We start from the raw sequence: 17332 nt of genomic DNA on the forward strand, positions 1-17332 counted from the left end.
TACACACTATTTGCACAATTGCTGATTATTGTTTGAGTAACTTAATTGGTCAGGTAGGCTGCAATGAAACAATACGTACTTAATAATAAAAATCGAAATAGGATAAATGCTTTAAAGCTCACTTCTCTTGCTTTAATTGTTTCATCGTTAGTTGCATGTGGTGGTGGAGAAGGCATAGTTGATAGCTCAGCAACTTCAGAAAGCTCATCACAAAGCTCGGCAAGTAACGCACAGGTACCAGCAGTTCAACCCAAAGTGTACTTTGTGAATATAGCTACAGTGAATATAACGAGTCAGAGTCAGTACAAGCCACCAGCGCTGCAGATTGGTCATGCACAGGAACTACACGCGACTTAGTAGCTAATGGCATACCCGATCACGAAGTAGGCACCTTTCCTAATGCTGATAACCCAAATACTATTTCTGAGCAATCAGTAAATGAAAGCTACACACTTGAGCCTGTAGAAACAACACAAGCAACCATGCTTGGTGGTCCTCGTGGAATGATAGGCGTTGTACTTAATGGCATTAAAATAGACGCAGGCACAGGCGGAAGTTGTGATGATTCTGGCACCGATTGCGATTTAGGCGACAACAGCGGCAACTGGAATATAGAAGCCCTGAGCCAAGACTCGTTTAGTTTTGGAACAGACGACAACAATGCACACGTACAACCCGATGGCACATATCATTATCATGGTATGCCAGAAGGCTTTGTAGCAATGCGAGGTGGCAATAGCACCACTATGACTCTAATAGGCTGGGCAGCAGATGGCTTTCCTATTTATGCACGTTACGGCTATTCAGACTCAAGTGATGCAACTTCAGCCCTAACCGCAATGACCGGTAGCTACCAACACGTAACAACCGTAAGCGCAAACCGCCCTTCTACCGATATATACCCATTAGGTACATTTGCACAAGATTGGGAATACGTAGCAGGCTCTGGTGATTTAGATGAATGTAATGGCCGCGTTGGTGTAACGCCTGAGTTTCCTGATGGGATATACCACTACTACGCAACAGACACTTACCCGTTTTTTCAACGCTGTGTTAAAGGCGAAGTTTAGTTAGGAGTAAGCTATGCTTTATATAAAAAGAGGTCTACTGAGTATGACTACTTTGGGTTTGTTGATTATGCCTGATTTAGCAAACGCGCATTTAATGGTTGCAGATCACGGTACGCTGAATTTTGTTGATAATAACGTGTTTATTGTGCTTTCAATCCCTATGTCGGCTTTTAAAGGGGTTGATGAAGATAAGGATGGCAAAGTATCAATAGTTGAGTTTAATGCTCATAAAAAACAAATAAGTAAGCGAGTTAAAAAGAACGTTTATTTAGCAGATCATCAGTATAAATTTACTATTGACGGACTTTTGCTAAACCCAGAAGCGTCGCATACACATAAAAGCGACAATATAGACCAAGTAACCATTACTGGGCGCTACTCTATGCCTAGTAAATTAACCAAAGTTAACTTTAACGTTAAGCTATTTAGTAACAATGAGCACAAGCAGCATTATCAAATAACAGCGACTAATAAAACGCAAAAACTTACTCATCAATTTGAGCTAACACCAACGTCGCCCTTTAGTAAGGTGTTTTAATAATTAGTAATACTTACCTAATAATTAAGTGACAAAGAGTACAAGTTAAACAAACTTATGCTCTTTTTTTATCTTTGTCTTTTCATTCAGCACTCTTAATTTAAGTACTTTCTATAAAGATACAAGCTTAGGATTTTTAGGAAAGTAATGCTCTTCTTGCTGCTCACATAAACTAAACTCACGGGTGTTTTTATATGGGAGTTTCATAAAGCCCGCAACACCAACGTCTGTAATATTTACCGCGTATTGCATTAGTTTATTTAGCAAACGTTTAAACTCAACCTCTTTACTCGAATCGAGTAAGCGGTAGTAATGGTGAATCTTCATTCTATCCGGCAGTGCTTCAAAAATAATACACCCCGTATGATGAATTTGGTTAAGCTCAAATACGCATTTAATAACTTTTTTAGGTAGCTGTAGTTGCTCATCAGGGTCTTTACCGTCTTCAAAGTATGAATGCGGGCGGGTTATGTCGTTTGCTTTCATGCTTACAACTTCGTATTCAAGCTCTGGTAGGCTATCAAACTTAAATGCACCGGTGCCATCTCGCTCTAACTGAATGGTTTTACGGGCATCAAACAAACAACACTTAAATAACCCTTTTTGATTAATCGCTTGCGCAAGCATCACCGTGTTATTAATCGCATCACTAAACGCATCACCCAATGATTCGTCATGCATAATTAAAGACGATTCAACAAACATTGACTCATCCTTCCAATGAAAACTAAGCCCTCCTACTACAGGGTACTTAGCTAATCGGCTTATCGATGCTAAAAATGCTTTTTCGGTATCGCCTGTATCAAACAAAAACTCTTTATAATAACGGTCAAGTTGCGCGTCGTTTATATCTAGTAATTGCTGATTATGATCGGCTTGGCGTAAAAACTGTTTTCGTGAACTATATACAACCGTGTCGGGTTGCTCTGCCTTGCCATACCAAAAAGGGATATCTGCTTTTTTTTGTTTTTTATCAAATTCAGGTAAATACGCTTTAGCCATAGTTGTAATGTTACGCATAAAGTAATCACCGGCACCATCACGTTGTGCCTTACTTTTAGAGAGCATGCCATCAATCACTTTAGCCAGCTCTTTTGGGAGCCCTAAGCTGCTTGCAGGGATGGCTTGCGCACCAAAGCGACACGACTGCGCCGACGCTAGCGCATACAACGTGGCGGCTACACCTTGCTCGTCAAATCGTGGGGATGATTGCTCCCCCGACATTTGCGCTTCACCAATAAAGTACACATCGCCCATACGGGCATTCGTTGTGCTTAAATCGCCCGACATTAAATCCATAAAATTACTCGCAACAGGATTCCCATCACTATCGAGCTGTGCATACACAGAGCTGCCCCAATCCACTAACGAAAGCGCATCAGTGTTTGCATCCCAAACAAGGTTTGAAGGTTTTATATCGCCATGCACTATAGGTTGTGGGCTAACGCCATTTTTGTGGCTACGTAAATCAATTAATACATTACGTAACCTAACAGCTAGCGCCATTATTTGCGCGGCACTAAAGCGCCCTGTTTTAAGCGATACTTTTTCAAGGTCCTCTCCAATGGCGCGCGCCATCATTAAAATCCCTTGTCTTTTAATTCGCTCAAATGCATAAAAGGTAGGCACTAAGGGGTTATTAATTTGCGAAAGCATATACGCTTCGTCTTCTAGGCGATCACGTACACTTTGGGCAAGCGTAATACGCGAAAACTTAAATACCCAAGGTAAGCCATTATCGTCATCACCTGCAAACACAAAACCAAAAGCACCTGAACCAATCATTTCAACGTTTTTGTAGCCCAGCAGTGTTAGCTGCTTAATACAAATATTAAGCCACTGGCGGTGTTTTTTAGCATCGCGGTGCGAAAGCAAATAAACAGATTGCTCTTCGTTGATATAAAAATTGCGGATTTCTTTGGCTTTCAATACAGGTACTCAAACTTATAAAACTAACCAATTATTAGTTTTATGTAATGAGATTACAATAGGTTAAATAAGAGTTTTGAAATCGTTGAATAAAACAGCGCTAAAGTAGCGCCAGAAAAGTAAATTTAAGTGTAAACGTTAAAGCTCAAAGTAAGCTTTTACAATGCACTGTATATAAATACAGTGCATTGTTTTTACTAACTTTCAATAACACGAAGTTGCTTGAGTGATGACACAGCTATGTGCGTTTGATAATAATATTTATTAGTGACTCTTCCACGGCTCATAAAATCGATAGTTACCCGTTTGGCTTCGCCTGTTACTTCTATTGTTTTATCAATAAAAAAGGTGTCTGCTGGTTGTCCGTATTTACTTTGAAGCTCTGCTACCACATTAGGTTGTATTGATACCGTAATTGAACGCCTGTCACGATAATCAGTTTCTGTATTTAAATACAACCAACTCCCCTGAGCTCCCGCCGCTTTAATATGAAACTGGTAAGTGCCAGCAACACCCTTAGGTGCACTTTGCTCAGTTAAAGCGATAAGGTTCATATTTGCAGCCGTACTTTGGCTCATTTCAATTTTATGGGGAACAGAACTACATGCACTAAGCGTTAGCACACTTAGTAAGGCTAGATATTTCAAGACACAATTTCCTTGTTTCTTACACCAATTCGCATAATTCATTGTTCTATTTTGAGGCAAGAAAACCGTGTTGATAACAAAGCAAAAATTTCGTTATTGAGTTGTTCTATATCAAAATTTTTTAATGCCGTTAGCGATTTAATCCCTAAAATTGATTAAGTATTATTGCGGATTGGTATTATGCATTATTAAAAATATGTAGCGTTAATGATACCACTATATGCAGCCATGTTTCTATAATCAATCCAAACAATTAGTTAGCGGGTATTAAGGTGCATTGCGCTGAGAAGGATCTGTTTTAAAGCTTTTTAGTAAACTTTGCGGGTCAACCACCTCGGTATGCTCTTTAGCAGCCTGCGCCCACCATATTAGTTGGCTAAACGTGCGTGAGAAATAATTAAACCACGATGATTGACTCTCTCCTGCAACAGGTTTGCCATCCTCACTAAACACATCTTGCGCTTTTGGCACGTGGATCATCGCCGATACCGGCAAACAGCCAAGTTCAGATAAAAATGTGCGCATACTAATGGCCGCTCTTACGCCACCCCACTGTCCTGCTGAGTAAGTTACTATTGCACTTGGTTTATACGAAAATAGTGAGCTACCAAAATGATTAAGTAAGTCAGCGAGGGCTGGACTCATGCTGTGATTGTACTCAGGGCTAATCATTATATAACCATCTGCGGCTTTAATTTTATCAGCTAAAAGAGTGAGCTCTGTAGGTGCATTACTTTTAGCGTATGCAAAATGTGGTTTAAATACGTTTTCGCTAGGAAAATCCAACGCATCAATTAGCTCAAACTCATGATCGCCAAAATGCTCTGTTAAGCATTCTATACAAGCACTAGAAACCCTTAAGCCCAAGCGAGCTGGTTTTGGTGGAGTGCTATCGCGTACTGTGCCTAAAAATACTAAAAACTTCATATGTAATTCTCAACTTTTTTAAACGATAGCTAAACACTAACATTTTTTAGTTATTGTGTATTACACATACGCATAGTTTATTGATTCAAAGCATAATAATAATTAAATTTAAAACTGAAATTTAGCAACAACCGCGCCGTTAAACATACTTTATCGTGTGTTACTATTTGCTCCTAAGATCTATTTAATCATGCAGCAAGGGTTTTACCAATGGGCTCTGAACTGCCTAAAAGTAAAACACACTGCTTCAAACTCAACCTTGAAAAAGCACGCCCTAGTATTGATAACTTATCCCTACACCACCCCAAAATATATTTCGAAGTGTCTCGTCACCTGCAAAGCGTTTTTCATCTTTATTAACGGCAATGCTATAGCTTGTATATGTGTATAAGGCTAACTGATTAAAAAGCTGATACGACAAGTTTGCAGTAAACTTTACGTTGTTAATTCCGTTGTGCCCATCATTAACATACCCCGCATTAAACCCCACGCCCGATTGAATATCCAATAATAGTAAATCGTTAATATAAAAATCTTTTTTTACTGCCAGCTCCAAAAATGTACCGCTGGCATCAAATGAATGATAAACACTACTTAATAACTGAATATCGTCTGCATAGAGATACGCAAAGTCGAGGCTTAGCTCATTATCGTGAGCATCAATGCCTTCTTCACGAGCTTTAATATAGTTATAACCTACATACATCTCTATCCGCTCAGATAAGTGAGCGGTATAAATAGCATTTAAATTAAGCTCTGAATAATCACTACTAATACCTTTTGCCGCCCAAGGGATCACCGCAAAGTTTTTATAATTAAACTCAGTAGCAATTGATGCAATACCATTACCAGCAAGGTTATCTCGACCTTCGGTTACATATCGGCTTTCCCATAATGGGTGAATATGTAAATCAAACTCTTTATTTTTATAATTTACGTCAGTATTGGTATGCTTAATATTTCCGCCTACGCCCACTTCAAGCTCTTGATAGTGCTCTTGTGTTTTTGCTTGTGCGTAAGCTGTATTTACTCCCGCTAGAGTCGTAATAACAAATACATATTTTAAATAGTGAGTCATTTATTAAGTCCAAAACCATCATAAATGGTAAAAAGTGGCGCATAGTATTGTTATAAAACGTATTAGCGCAATAAATGGATGCACATTTATTGTTTTATTTATTAGATTTGAAGTATTTACTAAGTATTACCCATAAACTACAAGTTGCAATTAGCTCGGATTTAAACCAACAAACCAAAGCTATATACGCACCGAGCAATGCTCTAGCAGGTACTTAATTTAATAGTTCAGATGATAGTTATAGTACTCACGGTGAGGTGTTCCCTATTGCAAAACAGGAAAAGTATAAGTAGGAAGTGTAAAAAAGTGCGATAAAGGGGAAAACTATAAGCAGCAATAACTCATTAAGCTGCTTATTATTCTTAAAATTATTAACCTAATTTGTTGGCCAGTTTAGTGACTCAAATAAGCCATAACGGCAATGAGTGCAACGTAAAAACAAAAACCGAGTAAGAAGATTAAGTCGACTCTTCTAGCTTTACTCGCTTTATAAGATGCAAAATCCTTAAACTCGCTATTATATTGCCCAAACGTTACCACTTTTAATAGCAGCCAGCCGGTCGAGTAAAATAAAAAACTCAAACAAGTTTCAACTATTAGCCAAATAAAATCTCAAATGCAATACTCATTAACTATGTCCATTAGTTTGGAATACAAAAACTATATCAGCTATGTGTTTAAAATACAGCCAGCTAAGTTAATTAAGGTGTAACAGTAAATTTCGTTAAACCTATTAACTGACCTGATTCGGTGACTACTTTTACTTGCCACTTACCAACAGAGTCACTAGGGAAATTTACCTTGTGGGTCCATGCTCTGTACCCTAGCTCTCTCCCGCCATTTATATTTAACGTGATCCGATCAACTTCTTTTTTATTATGAAGCCACACATGAAATATTTTTTCATTTAAGCCTCTTGGTGCTTTAACAGCGGTCCAACTATATAAACCTTGATGGTGCAGTGTATAAGAGTCTAACTGTTTAATACTCCCTACTGGCTTTTTATGCTGTAAATCAACTTCATGAGCTAACGTAATATCGGTTAATCGCAGCGCAGCAGGAGGCACATAGCTCCTTAATTGCCACACAGCAGTGCTCAAAGCACATAAAATCAATACAAGAATAGGAAAACGCCACCAGCGTGCATTAGGCATTAAATTGTTTAAACTCGGTAGAGTAACCACTACAGCAGTTATAAGTGCGGCGGCTAAACTTTGGCTCGTTGTAAGGTTTAACAAAATAGGTAAAGTAACAAGCAAAACAACGAATAAAGCAAAGTTATGAAACACACTAAATAACGTACGGTTTCTAGCAAGTTTTTTGTAATAAAAGGGGTCTATAACCGATATAACCGCACATAACACAATGAGGGAGGTAAAAAATGCTTGAGGATGGTCCCACTGCGTAACCGCTAAAAAAAACGGCAAAGCAAAAAATAAGCTTTCTTGCTGCACCATTTGCAGAGCAAAACGCATTACATTAGGAGATACAGCCACACCAAATTTTTCTTCTACTTTGTCTCGTAGCCAATTATCAATAATTAGCCACAACCAACTAATAAGTAAAAATATCGCAATAACTTGCGAAAAAGACTCTTTTCTATCTACAAGTGCAAAGCTGGCAACGCCCGACAAAAACGCCAACACAGCCAATAATCCAGGCCGCTTTTGCATCGCGCTTATAAATTTAGCGATTATATTTTTACAGTAATCCATGTATAAGTGTTTCCGTACGGGTATGTACTTTATTATTTTTATTCAGAGTATGATTAGTTTAACCAAGTTTAAATGAACAACAGATAGATGGATGGATTCAATCGCGTCATTTACCAGTAAATCAAACTAACCATTTCAATTAAATAAAAGCCCGGCATAGCGCGTCATTGGTACGTTTATTAATTTTTGTAACGCGTGAGCTTTAGCAAGTAATTCATCTTCACTAAGTGCAGGCATTTTATTGTTAAAAGCGAACACAATTTTATTACCGCCTTCAATAATAAAACTAAGAATCTTTCCTGCAAATTCTTTCTCAAGAAGTTGATCAAACGCTTCCCTCTGCCCAACTTTGGTATGGCAAATATTAAGTACTAAAACACCATCAAAAGTGAGCGCATTTTTACAATCGCGTAAGTAAGATGATTGCACCTGATCTGATTCCATCCCTTCTGAGCTATATAAATCAGAAAAAATAACGTCCGTTTTTATCTGCGTGTTTTTCATGTAGTTTGCCGCATCATCAATATGAATAAACAAACGTTCTGACACAGGAACTTCAAAATATTTTATAGCCATATCAGCAACGGCTTTACGGTATTCAACGGTATGTATAGTCAGTGCAGGAAACGCATGATAAAGACTTTTTGCTATAGAGCCCGCCCCAAGTCCCATTATCATCGCGGTTTTTAAGTGCGGAATAAAAAAAAGCGCAGCCATCATAGCTTGCGTATAAGCTAAGCTTAACCCGTTAATATTATTTAATTTAATACAGCTTTGATAAATTTTTCCGTCAAAGCTGAGAATAAGATTTTTTTTTGTTTGATATACATAAACAGGGCCATGCTCATCAATAGTTGATGCAATACAAGTGCCTTTGATATCCACGAATACTCAATAGGTGAGGTGATGAAAAACGAGTATAACTTACTTAACGTACTACCATCGCTACTAATATGGCTAATAACGCTTTTATTAATTTACAAGCATTTATATACGTACTCAAAAAAGTCGGTTTATCATTTAGGTTAGATGAGCTGAAGTATCTGCCTTTATAGCTAATTAAAACTTTCCAGTGATGACTTTTAGTATAAACAACGACGCAACATACTAAAAACTTGGCTAATGTACTGTTATAGCAATAAAAAATCACTTTGAATATTCCTCATGTTCAACATGAATAAAGCGCACACTAAAACAAAGGAAGTCTAAACGGCTAAACATCCATCCTTTATTTTTATCGATTTGTGCCTTTTTTTCGTCAATTGCTACGTAATCGAATCTAACAATAATGATTAATGAATATGACTCATGTTTTATGTGAAATTAAACCGTTTTTATTCATATACCAATCAACGTATAAATTACTCATCCCTTAGCGCTAAACACTATTACTAACAACTTAAAGCCGCTGAATAACAAAAACAGCACAGTAAGTTGCAAGGCTAATAAAGCGCAGAGCATCAATCAGGTTTAAATTATAAAATTGGATATAAACACGATGAAAAAAGATTTTACATTTAATATTAAGAGCGTTTCACTCGACGAAAATTATCATCCATCAACTAATACGCGTATCACAACCAACTTTGCTAATTTAGCCAGAGGTGAATACCGCAAAGCAAACTTGCGTAACGCCTTAAACATGATTAACAACCGTTTTAATGCCCTAGCCCACTGGGATAACACCAAAGGTGAGCGTTATGCTGTTGAGCTTGAAATTATCTCTGTTGAGATAGGTATTGAAGACGGCGGCGAAAGCTTCCCCTCTATCGAAATATTAAAAACAAATATTGTTGACCATAAAACAAATAAGCGTATTGAAGGCATTGTAGGAAACAACTTTTCATCGTATGTACGCGACTACGACTTTAGCGTACTCCTACAAGAGCACAATAAAGGCAAGCCTCAATTTAGTATTCCTGATGACTTTGGGGTTTTACATGGCAAGCTATTTCAGTCATTCGTAAACTCGGATACATACAAACAAAACTTTAAAAAACCGCCGGTTATATGCCTAAGTGTGTCAGATAACAAAACCTATAACCGCACCGAAAACCAACACCCGGTACTTGGCGTTGAATACGAACCAAATGAATCGTCTTTAACTGAGCAATACTTCAAAAAAATGGGCTTACAGGTACGTTATTTTATGCCACAAAATAGCGCCGCGCCTTTAGCATTGTTCTTCTTTGGTGATTTACTTAATGATTACAGCAATCTTGAGCTTATAAGCACCATTAGTACGATGGAGACGTTTCAAAAAATCTACAGACCAGAGATTTATAATGCCAACGCAACAGCGGGTAAATCATATAAACCAAACTTAAAAAACTTGGACCACTCACTAACGCAAATTGTGTATGACCGAGAAGAGCGCGGCAAATTAGCAAACGAGCAAGGCAAGTTTGCACAAGAGCATTTTATCAAGCCGTACCAAAGAGTTCTTGAGCAATTCTCTACTAGCTATCTGTCATAACAACTAATAGTAACAAGCAGTAATAACGCGCTTAACGATACGTTTAATAATTAACTAAAATATACGGCATTATTTATTATGAAAAAATTACTACCTACATCTACCGCTGGCAGTTTACCTAAGCCTTTATGGCTTGCAGAGCCAGAAACACTTTGGTCACCTTGGAAATTACAAGGTGACGAATTAACCCAAGGAAAACATGACGCCCTACGCTTGTCATTATTCGACCAGCAACAAGCAGGCATTGATATTGTTAGCGATGGCGAGCAAACAAGGCAGCATTTTGTAACTACATTCATAGAGCATCTAAACGGTGTTGACTTTGAAAAACGTAAAACAGTAAAAATTCGTGACCGATACGACGCAAGTGTACCCACCGTTGTTGGTCCTGTGAGCCGTCAAAAGTCTGTGTTTGTTGAAGACGCTAAATTTTTACGCAAGCAAACCAAACAACCTATTAAATGGGCATTGCCAGGCCCAATGACAATGATAGACACGCTTTACGACGATCATTATAAAAGCCGCGAAAAACTAGCGTGGGAATTTGCCATAATACTCAATCAAGAAGCAAAAGAATTAGAAGCCGCAGGCGTTGATATTATTCAATTTGATGAGCCCGCGTTTAACGTATTTTTTGATGAAGTGAACGACTGGGGTATTGCCTGTTTAGAGCGCGCAATTGAAGGGCTTAAATGCGAAACCGCGGTGCATATTTGCTATGGCTACGGCATTAAAGCCAATACAGATTGGAAAAAAACACTCGGCAATGAATGGCGACAGTACGAAGAAGCATTCCCTAAGCTTCAACAATCTAATATCGATATTATCTCACTAGAGTGCCATAACTCGCATGTACCAATGGATTTACTAGAACTCATTCGCGGTAAAAAAGTAATGGTAGGCGCAATTGATGTAGCAAATCATACTATCGAAACGCCAGAAGAAGTAGCTAATACGCTACGTAAAGCACTGCAATTTGTAGATGCCGACAAACTCTACCCGTGTACAAACTGCGGCATGGCTCCACTACCTCACCATATCGCTAACGGCAAGTTAAATGCCCTGAGCGCTGGGGCTGAAATTATAAGAAAAGAGTTATTAAAAAAGAACTAGAAAAGTAGCTTTGAAATACAAATTGTAAACAATAACAGCTGTCGCACCATGCCATAGTTAAATCCATAAACATGGTGCGTTAGATAAAATTTAAAGCACAAAGTTTAGGTTAGTTATTTAATTTTTTTATTAAAAAGCTCCAACCTACTTTTTGAAAAATCGATAACTGCTTGGTATTGAGTAAAAAAGGGAGAGCCTAACAAGCCATGTACTCCCTTTTCACCACCCGCTACCTGAACATGGTCAAGATTAAGTGACACAAAGTCAGGACTTTCAAACAAGGCATTTCCAAACTCAATTGAATCAACTTCTATATCTCCCATAGCGTGATCCGAAGTGCCCAAGCCTGCTGCATTCTCAACATTGAGTTTTTCTTCAATGCCTAACTCACTTAGGCATCCCCTGTCTAAAACAGATGTCCCAGCGCCAGTATCTAAAATAAAACGTAACAATTTACCGTTAATTTTAGCTTCAACAATTTGGTGGCCTGTTTCTGATATTTCAAACTCAATTACAGTTTTGTTCTCAAATAAATTCATATACGTTCCTTGCTAGATTTTATTTAGGTGTTGGAAAACGAATACATCCTACGATGAATCGACTTATTTAGCGGCTTTAAAGCACCACTATTAAAATTTGCAATTAATAGACAAATTTTACTAGTCGCCCACCTCAGGGCGTTTTGTTAGGTGTTTTTATCACTTTTGTCTGGAATATCATTACACAAAGCACACTCTACACCTTTACGTGATTGATATAGTCTTGAACATATGAATACTGCTGTTGTTATTGAAGACCAAATAAAAGCAAAAATTAATGCTTCTTGTACTGAATGCTGTTTAAGCAACTCAACTATAAAAAGTAAGGCTGCTACTCCAAGAAATACTTTTAATGCTCTAACAATCCAAAACTTAAATCCCATTTGAACTCCAAACTTGAGCAACATAACGAGTCTGTAGATTAACTCGTTTTTTATTTATTTTTATTTATAAACAAACCATAGCTGAGTTCCTATTTTCGTTCAATTGATTACTGTAATTTTACGCAAAATATAAAAAAGTGTTTGATATTGTTTTAATTGGCGTTTTGGAAGGGGTTGCGGCTGGTTGAGTAGCTTTAATTTAGGGTAAAAGGGCCTCCATTTCTTAATGCATCGTCTTTTGCAGCTTTTCTATATTATGAACAAGGCAATACAGTTGCCACACAATAAAGTAAAGGCATTCACTTTCGCTCGACCCCGTAAGGTCAGTTTATTCATGCCTTTATTCACTGTAATATTCCACTTTTTATTTAAAGGAAAGCCGGTTAGATACAGCCGAGCCGTTTGCCATTCTTTAATAAACAGCTATCGTAGCTCGATTGAGCTGTCTATTGTTACTTTCATTTTGTCTACATAGCTCAGCTTTTTGCGTGATTCATTATTTATAATAATGCACTCTTCACACTGTTTTTGTTGGCTTTTTTTCTAATGATTAGGATGGGTGTCATTCTAATCATTACGGTTAAAATTTGCGGTGGAAAGTGAGCTTTAGCGCTTGCTGTCCACCTCAGGCCGTGTTGTTAGCTGCTTTTTAGATTTGACTGAAACATAGCTGTACTAATTGCTCCTGGATGAAATCCAACTTCTTCACATGTATAAACCTCAATTGATATGTTTCTTGAACAGTCCTCTACACCTTTCCTCGTGAGGTTCAAATAGTCACCACTAGCCATTCTTTCTCTACCTACTATAACAAGTAGAATGCCTCTCGCTTGACGCCCAGTTAAAAGCTCGTAGAGTTCAACTTTCTTTTCAACCCAACTACCATAAACAGGTGCATCCATATATGGTTTTCTAAAATATTGTACTTCAATGATTATATCTTCTGGTAAATCATCATCTTGACGTAAGGCGTCTAGCATGAGCTTAGAGTCACCTTTTACATATTCCACTTGGTGCTCAAAATACAGATTATGACTTTTTTCATAATGAGCAATAGCTACATGGTAAAGAGCAAAGTTTAAAATCTCGAAACGTTTAGGAGCTAATCTTTTTATATGTTCATCAACAGGTTGGCTATCTGTTGGCTCTGAGATAGGTTGACTATTTTTTTGCCCTTGCACTAACTCTTTAAGCTCTTCTATTTTATCAATGATTTGTGAATCATGATTGTCACTCAGTAACTTTTTATATTCCCTTAAAGCCTTTCTATCAATAACTTTTGCATGAGCCATTTTATGATGTTTATCGCATAATAGTACTAAATTTTCTAAAGTATTATTTTCACGATTTTCATCAATATGATGAATTTCTAGATAAGTATGCTCAGCACACCCTTTTATAGCGCAGGTATGACCGGATTCTACATTTACAGCTCGCCTTAAGTCAGCTGAAATTGTAGGGCGAGGTTCGTCATAAGTGCTTTTAGACATAATTAAAAAATTTCTCCAGAGCAGTGAAGGCAGCTAACGAGACTGTAGGATAACTCCAACAGCCAAATTCAATTAAAAAACGAGTTCCTTTAATTAACTCTAAGCGTTTTTAGAGCATTAGGTAATGCATTTGGAACCCATAAAACAGGCTGTTTTTCTTAAAAAAGAGTAATTCTACAGCCTCAACGCCCGCTTAAGCGGGCTAAAATTGTTGGCTATAATGTGGAGCGAGGAACTGAGCCAACTGTTTTAGTTCCGTTTAAAGCGCTTGTTAGGCGGATTGTCTATTTTCACGCATGCTATCTATATGTTTACTATCAAAATATTCGCAATGAATAACACACTGTTGGGTTTTGGTAACAAAAGAATAATTATCTTCCACACTCCTGTCAGGGTTTATAATGTGAATAGTTCTTTTGTGTGTCGCCATAGAATCAGATAAATATGGCAAAGTTGATAGAAAATAACTTCGTATAAAGAAGTCGTCAGGAGCAAGGCTTAGACCAATAATGTAAACATCATGCGTAAAACCAAATACAAATTCAGGTTTATACCACATAACAGCGTTAGCTCTTACATCGAATGATTTTCCATAACCGGGCAATACTAGAAAGGGTTCAATTTCAGGATTTCGCCTTCCATTGAACCAATGGTGTTTTGACAAAACACTAGTTGAAAAATACATTTCAGTATCCATCATACCTTCTGTATATTTCATTGACTCCCATCCCAAATTAATTGGTGACTTAGCATAGTTAGATGCCTCTCCTAAGCGCCAATTTACAGACCCATGCAACTTACATATTTTTATTTTTTTTTCTTCGAATGTATATGTATAAGCTTTATTTACAAAGTCCAATGCGCGCTCTAATAGGGGGTCCCAATTGAATGAAATAACAATATCTCTTTCATGTAATTCATTTACAAAATCAATATATATCTTAGGGATATCGTCTGCTGATGGTGTTATTTCAATCAAAGTCTTAGCTAAAAAATATCGAAGGTTTATTTTCTCTTTTGACCCATTACTCGACCACCGCTCACCTCCACCATATTCTTTAAGTTCAATATACTCTAAAAAAGTACACAGCTCCGAAAAACCAACTTTAGAGTAATCAACCTCATCACTTTCATCAATTTCAAAACATTCTTTAGCGTAATTATTAACCCTTTGAAATATACCATTACACTCGTTTTCAAATTTATTCATTGCCTTCGAAAGAAGCTCAGCAGTTAGTGGCACTCCAGCACCAGCGGAGAATCCAGCACCTAAAATGAATGTTCTACTCTTTCTTATTTCTTTCATGAATAAATCATCTGCTTTCATTGATACTCTCGAATATGCCTAACAGTTTATTGAACACCACTTTTGGGGGTTATAACACCCCAAAACGGCGTATATTACATAACTCAATAATTCCATCAAACAACTTCAATGTAAACAAGTAATTACGTATGTTATAAAATTGCCGTTGTTAAAATACACCAAAACGACTTTTAATAATGTTATTAGACAAAATACAAGGCACTGTCCATACACAGCACTCTTAAAGTTGAGTATTATTTATAAAATTTATCTTTCTAACGATGATTAAAGATCCTATGTTTAGCAAGCGGTTTACAACAAATTGCCAACGCCGTTATCAGCCCTTTTTCAAGATTATAAACTCCTCGATTTAAAACAAAAAAGCATAACCCAAAGAGCTATGCTTTTAATCAACCTTAATCCAGTTCGGTTTACAGACGAATGCCGCCGTCTATTTCAACCACGCGACCGGTAAAAAAGTCGTTTTCGATTATGTATTGTGCAGTATGCGCAATTTCATCGCTTTCGCCTAAGCGCCCTACTGGCGTTACTGCAAGCATACGTTGTTTGGCTTCGGGCTTCATGGCGTCGGTCATGGCGGTACTTATTACACCTGGTGCGATAGCGCCTACACGTATACCAAATCGGCCAAGTTCTTTAGCCCATGTGGTGGTAAGTGCCACTACGCCTGCTTTTGATGCCGCGTAGTTTGTTTGGCCTATGTTACCTGCTCGCGCTACGCTCGACATATTAACTATAACGCCGCCTTTACCAGATTCAATCATGTGGCTTGCAGCTTCCCGCCCTGCTAAAAACACACCTGTCAGGTTTACATCAATCACTGATTGAAATTGCTCAAGCGACATTTTTTTAACGACTTTGCCGTCTTTAGCCTTAATAAACATGCCGTCGCGTAAAATACCGGCGTTGTTTATAAGCACACCAATGTGACCAAAATCGCTGTTAATGGTATTAAATACGTTTTCTACTTCGCTCTCATTTGTTACGTTTGCGGCATAACCTTTAATATTGCTAGTTACACCTTCAAGCTGCGTTAATTGCTCGCATGCGGTGTTTAATAAGTCTTGTGCCATATCTATTAAAGCAATGTTAGCACCCATAAGTGCAAACTTTTGCGCCATTGCAAAGCCTAAACCTTGTGCGCCACCGGTTATTACTACCGTGTTATTTTTAATTTCCACGCGTTGCTCCTACTTTGAAAACAGTTTAAAAATGGCACTAAAGTCATCACTACCCGCACCTTGGTGCTGTAGCATAGTGTATAAATTTTTAGCCATTGAACCCATAGGGGTTGATGAATTACTTTGCTGCGCGGCTTCCATGGCAAGGCCTAAATCTTTAGCCATTAAATCAACCATAAAGCCTGGTTTGTAATCGTTACTAGCAGGGGCTGTATCCATTACACCTGGGCAAGGGTTGTAAAGTTCAAGCGTCCAGTTACGGCCCGAACTTGCGGTCATGATGTCGCTAAGTACTTTAGGATCGAGGCCGTTATTAATACCCATTTGCAGTGCTTCGCTGGTGCCTGCCATTAAAATGCTAAGTAGCATGTTATTACATATTTTTGCTACTTGCCCTGCGCCAATATCGCCTGCATGAAATATGTTTTTACCCATATCACTCAGCACTGTATTTGCTTTATCGAACGCGGCTTTTTCGCCGCCTACAATAAAAGTAAGTGTGCCTGCAGTTGCGCCTGCAACGCCGCCCGATACCGGTGCATCTACAAAGCTTATGCCTTGTTTACCAAGTGCACTGCCTACAATACGTGCTGATTCTGCATCTATTGTTGAGCAATCAATTACTAATGTATTTTTGCTTAGCACGTTAATTAAACCGCTGTCGTCGTTATTACCTAAATACAGCGATTTAACATGTTTGCCTGCAGGTAGCATACTAATAAGTACGTCAGCATTGGTTGCGCACTGCTTTGCATCAACTGCGGCTTTTGCGCCTTTGCTTGCAAGTTCATTTACGACCGACTGGTTTAAATCGAACACACTCACAGTATGTCCAGCTTTAATTAAGTTAGCCGCCATTGGGCCGCCCATATTGCCTAAGCCGATAAAACCGATATTGAGTTTAGTCATCGTCTTTCCT

General features: G+C 38.0%; 15 protein-coding genes and 2 pseudogenes. 4 read left to right on the forward strand and 13 right to left on the reverse strand.

The features are described 5' to 3' along the window. Nucleotides 1–63: 63 nt before the first annotated feature. A pseudogene (locus CXF76_RS12860) lies at nucleotides 64–1070 on the forward strand (YHYH protein). Nucleotides 1071–1083: 13 nt separating this feature from the next. Further along, nucleotides 1084–1608 carry a hypothetical protein gene (locus tag CXF76_RS12865; protein WP_101163861.1) on the forward strand — a complete coding sequence of 175 codons (525 nt, stop codon included), beginning with the start codon at nucleotides 1084–1086 and terminating at the stop codon, nucleotides 1606–1608. A 111-nt stretch (nucleotides 1609–1719) separates the two neighbouring features. Here CXF76_RS12865 and CXF76_RS12870 read toward each other — a convergent pair whose 3' ends face one another. The 6 genes from CXF76_RS12870 to CXF76_RS12900 all read right to left on the reverse strand — a co-directional run bounded on the left by CXF76_RS12870 (nucleotide 1720) and on the right by CXF76_RS12900 (nucleotide 8789). After that, a complete protein-coding gene (locus tag CXF76_RS12870) occupies nucleotides 1720–3537 on the reverse strand; it encodes a protein kinase domain-containing protein (protein ID WP_101163862.1) in 1818 nt (605 codons plus the stop codon). Nucleotides 3538–3734: 197 nt separating this feature from the next. Continuing rightward, nucleotides 3735–4184, reverse strand: coding sequence for a hypothetical protein (locus CXF76_RS12875; RefSeq protein WP_101163863.1), 450 nt, complete (start codon nucleotides 4182–4184; stop codon nucleotides 3735–3737). Nucleotides 4185–4451: 267 nt separating this feature from the next. After that, nucleotides 4452–5111, reverse strand: a complete 660-nt coding sequence (locus tag CXF76_RS12880; protein WP_101163864.1) for an NADPH-dependent FMN reductase — start codon at nucleotides 5109–5111, stop codon at nucleotides 4452–4454. 274 nt (nucleotides 5112–5385) lie between these two features. Then, nucleotides 5386–6189, reverse strand: a complete 804-nt coding sequence (locus CXF76_RS12885; RefSeq protein WP_101163865.1) for a hypothetical protein — start codon at nucleotides 6187–6189, stop codon at nucleotides 5386–5388. Nucleotides 6190–6890: 701 nt separating this feature from the next. Then, complete coding sequence (locus CXF76_RS12895) at nucleotides 6891–7904, reverse strand: DUF5924 family protein (RefSeq protein ID WP_101163866.1); 1014 nt, start codon at nucleotides 7902–7904, stop codon at nucleotides 6891–6893. A gap of 135 nt (nucleotides 7905–8039) precedes the next feature. Beyond that, nucleotides 8040–8789: a spermidine synthase gene (locus tag CXF76_RS12900; protein WP_101163867.1), complete on the reverse strand. Its 750-nt coding sequence runs from the start codon at nucleotides 8787–8789 to the stop codon at nucleotides 8040–8042. A 613-nt stretch (nucleotides 8790–9402) separates the two neighbouring features. Between CXF76_RS12900 and CXF76_RS12905 the strand changes: the two genes are divergently transcribed. Then, nucleotides 9403–10380: a DUF1852 domain-containing protein gene (locus CXF76_RS12905; RefSeq protein ID WP_101163868.1), complete on the forward strand. Its 978-nt coding sequence runs from the start codon at nucleotides 9403–9405 to the stop codon at nucleotides 10378–10380. A 78-nt stretch (nucleotides 10381–10458) separates the two neighbouring features. Then, nucleotides 10459–11493 (forward strand): methionine synthase, encoded by a 1035-nt coding sequence (locus CXF76_RS12910; RefSeq protein WP_101163869.1) that lies wholly within the window; start codon nucleotides 10459–10461, stop codon nucleotides 11491–11493. Between the two features lie 113 nt (nucleotides 11494–11606). Here the strand turns inward: CXF76_RS12910 and CXF76_RS12915 are convergent, their stop codons facing one another. The 7 genes and pseudogenes from CXF76_RS12915 to mmsB all read right to left on the reverse strand — a co-directional run bounded on the left by CXF76_RS12915 (nucleotide 11607) and on the right by mmsB (nucleotide 17322). Continuing rightward, the gene (locus CXF76_RS12915; RefSeq protein ID WP_101163870.1) at nucleotides 11607–12032 is read right to left on the reverse strand and encodes a retropepsin-like aspartic protease; all 426 of its coding nucleotides are present in this window, start codon (nucleotides 12030–12032) and stop codon (nucleotides 11607–11609) included. 146 nt (nucleotides 12033–12178) lie between these two features. Then, entirely contained in the window at nucleotides 12179–12415 is a 237-nt protein-coding gene (locus CXF76_RS12920) for a hypothetical protein (RefSeq protein WP_101163871.1), read from the reverse strand. A 223-nt stretch (nucleotides 12416–12638) separates the two neighbouring features. Then, nucleotides 12639–12916 (reverse strand): annotated as a pseudogene (locus CXF76_RS20920) (hypothetical protein); the annotation flags it as partial. 137 nt (nucleotides 12917–13053) lie between these two features. Then, on the reverse strand, nucleotides 13054–13905 hold the full coding sequence (locus CXF76_RS12930; protein ID WP_101163872.1) for an HNH endonuclease signature motif containing protein: 852 nt from the start codon (nucleotides 13903–13905) through the stop codon (nucleotides 13054–13056). 271 nt (nucleotides 13906–14176) lie between these two features. Further along, the gene (locus tag CXF76_RS12935; RefSeq protein ID WP_101163873.1) at nucleotides 14177–15232 is read right to left on the reverse strand and encodes a hypothetical protein; all 1056 of its coding nucleotides are present in this window, start codon (nucleotides 15230–15232) and stop codon (nucleotides 14177–14179) included. A 410-nt stretch (nucleotides 15233–15642) separates the two neighbouring features. Then, complete coding sequence (locus tag CXF76_RS12945) at nucleotides 15643–16413, reverse strand: SDR family oxidoreductase (protein ID WP_024605403.1); 771 nt, start codon at nucleotides 16411–16413, stop codon at nucleotides 15643–15645. A gap of 9 nt (nucleotides 16414–16422) precedes the next feature. Continuing rightward, nucleotides 16423–17322, reverse strand: coding sequence for a 3-hydroxyisobutyrate dehydrogenase (mmsB, locus tag CXF76_RS12950; RefSeq protein ID WP_101163874.1), 900 nt, complete (start codon nucleotides 17320–17322; stop codon nucleotides 16423–16425). Nucleotides 17323–17332 lie beyond the last annotated feature (10 nt).

Origin of the sequence: Pseudoalteromonas sp. 78C3, from assembly GCF_002836695.1 — a bacterium.
GTDB lineage: Bacteria > Pseudomonadota > Gammaproteobacteria > Enterobacterales > Alteromonadaceae > Pseudoalteromonas > Pseudoalteromonas arctica.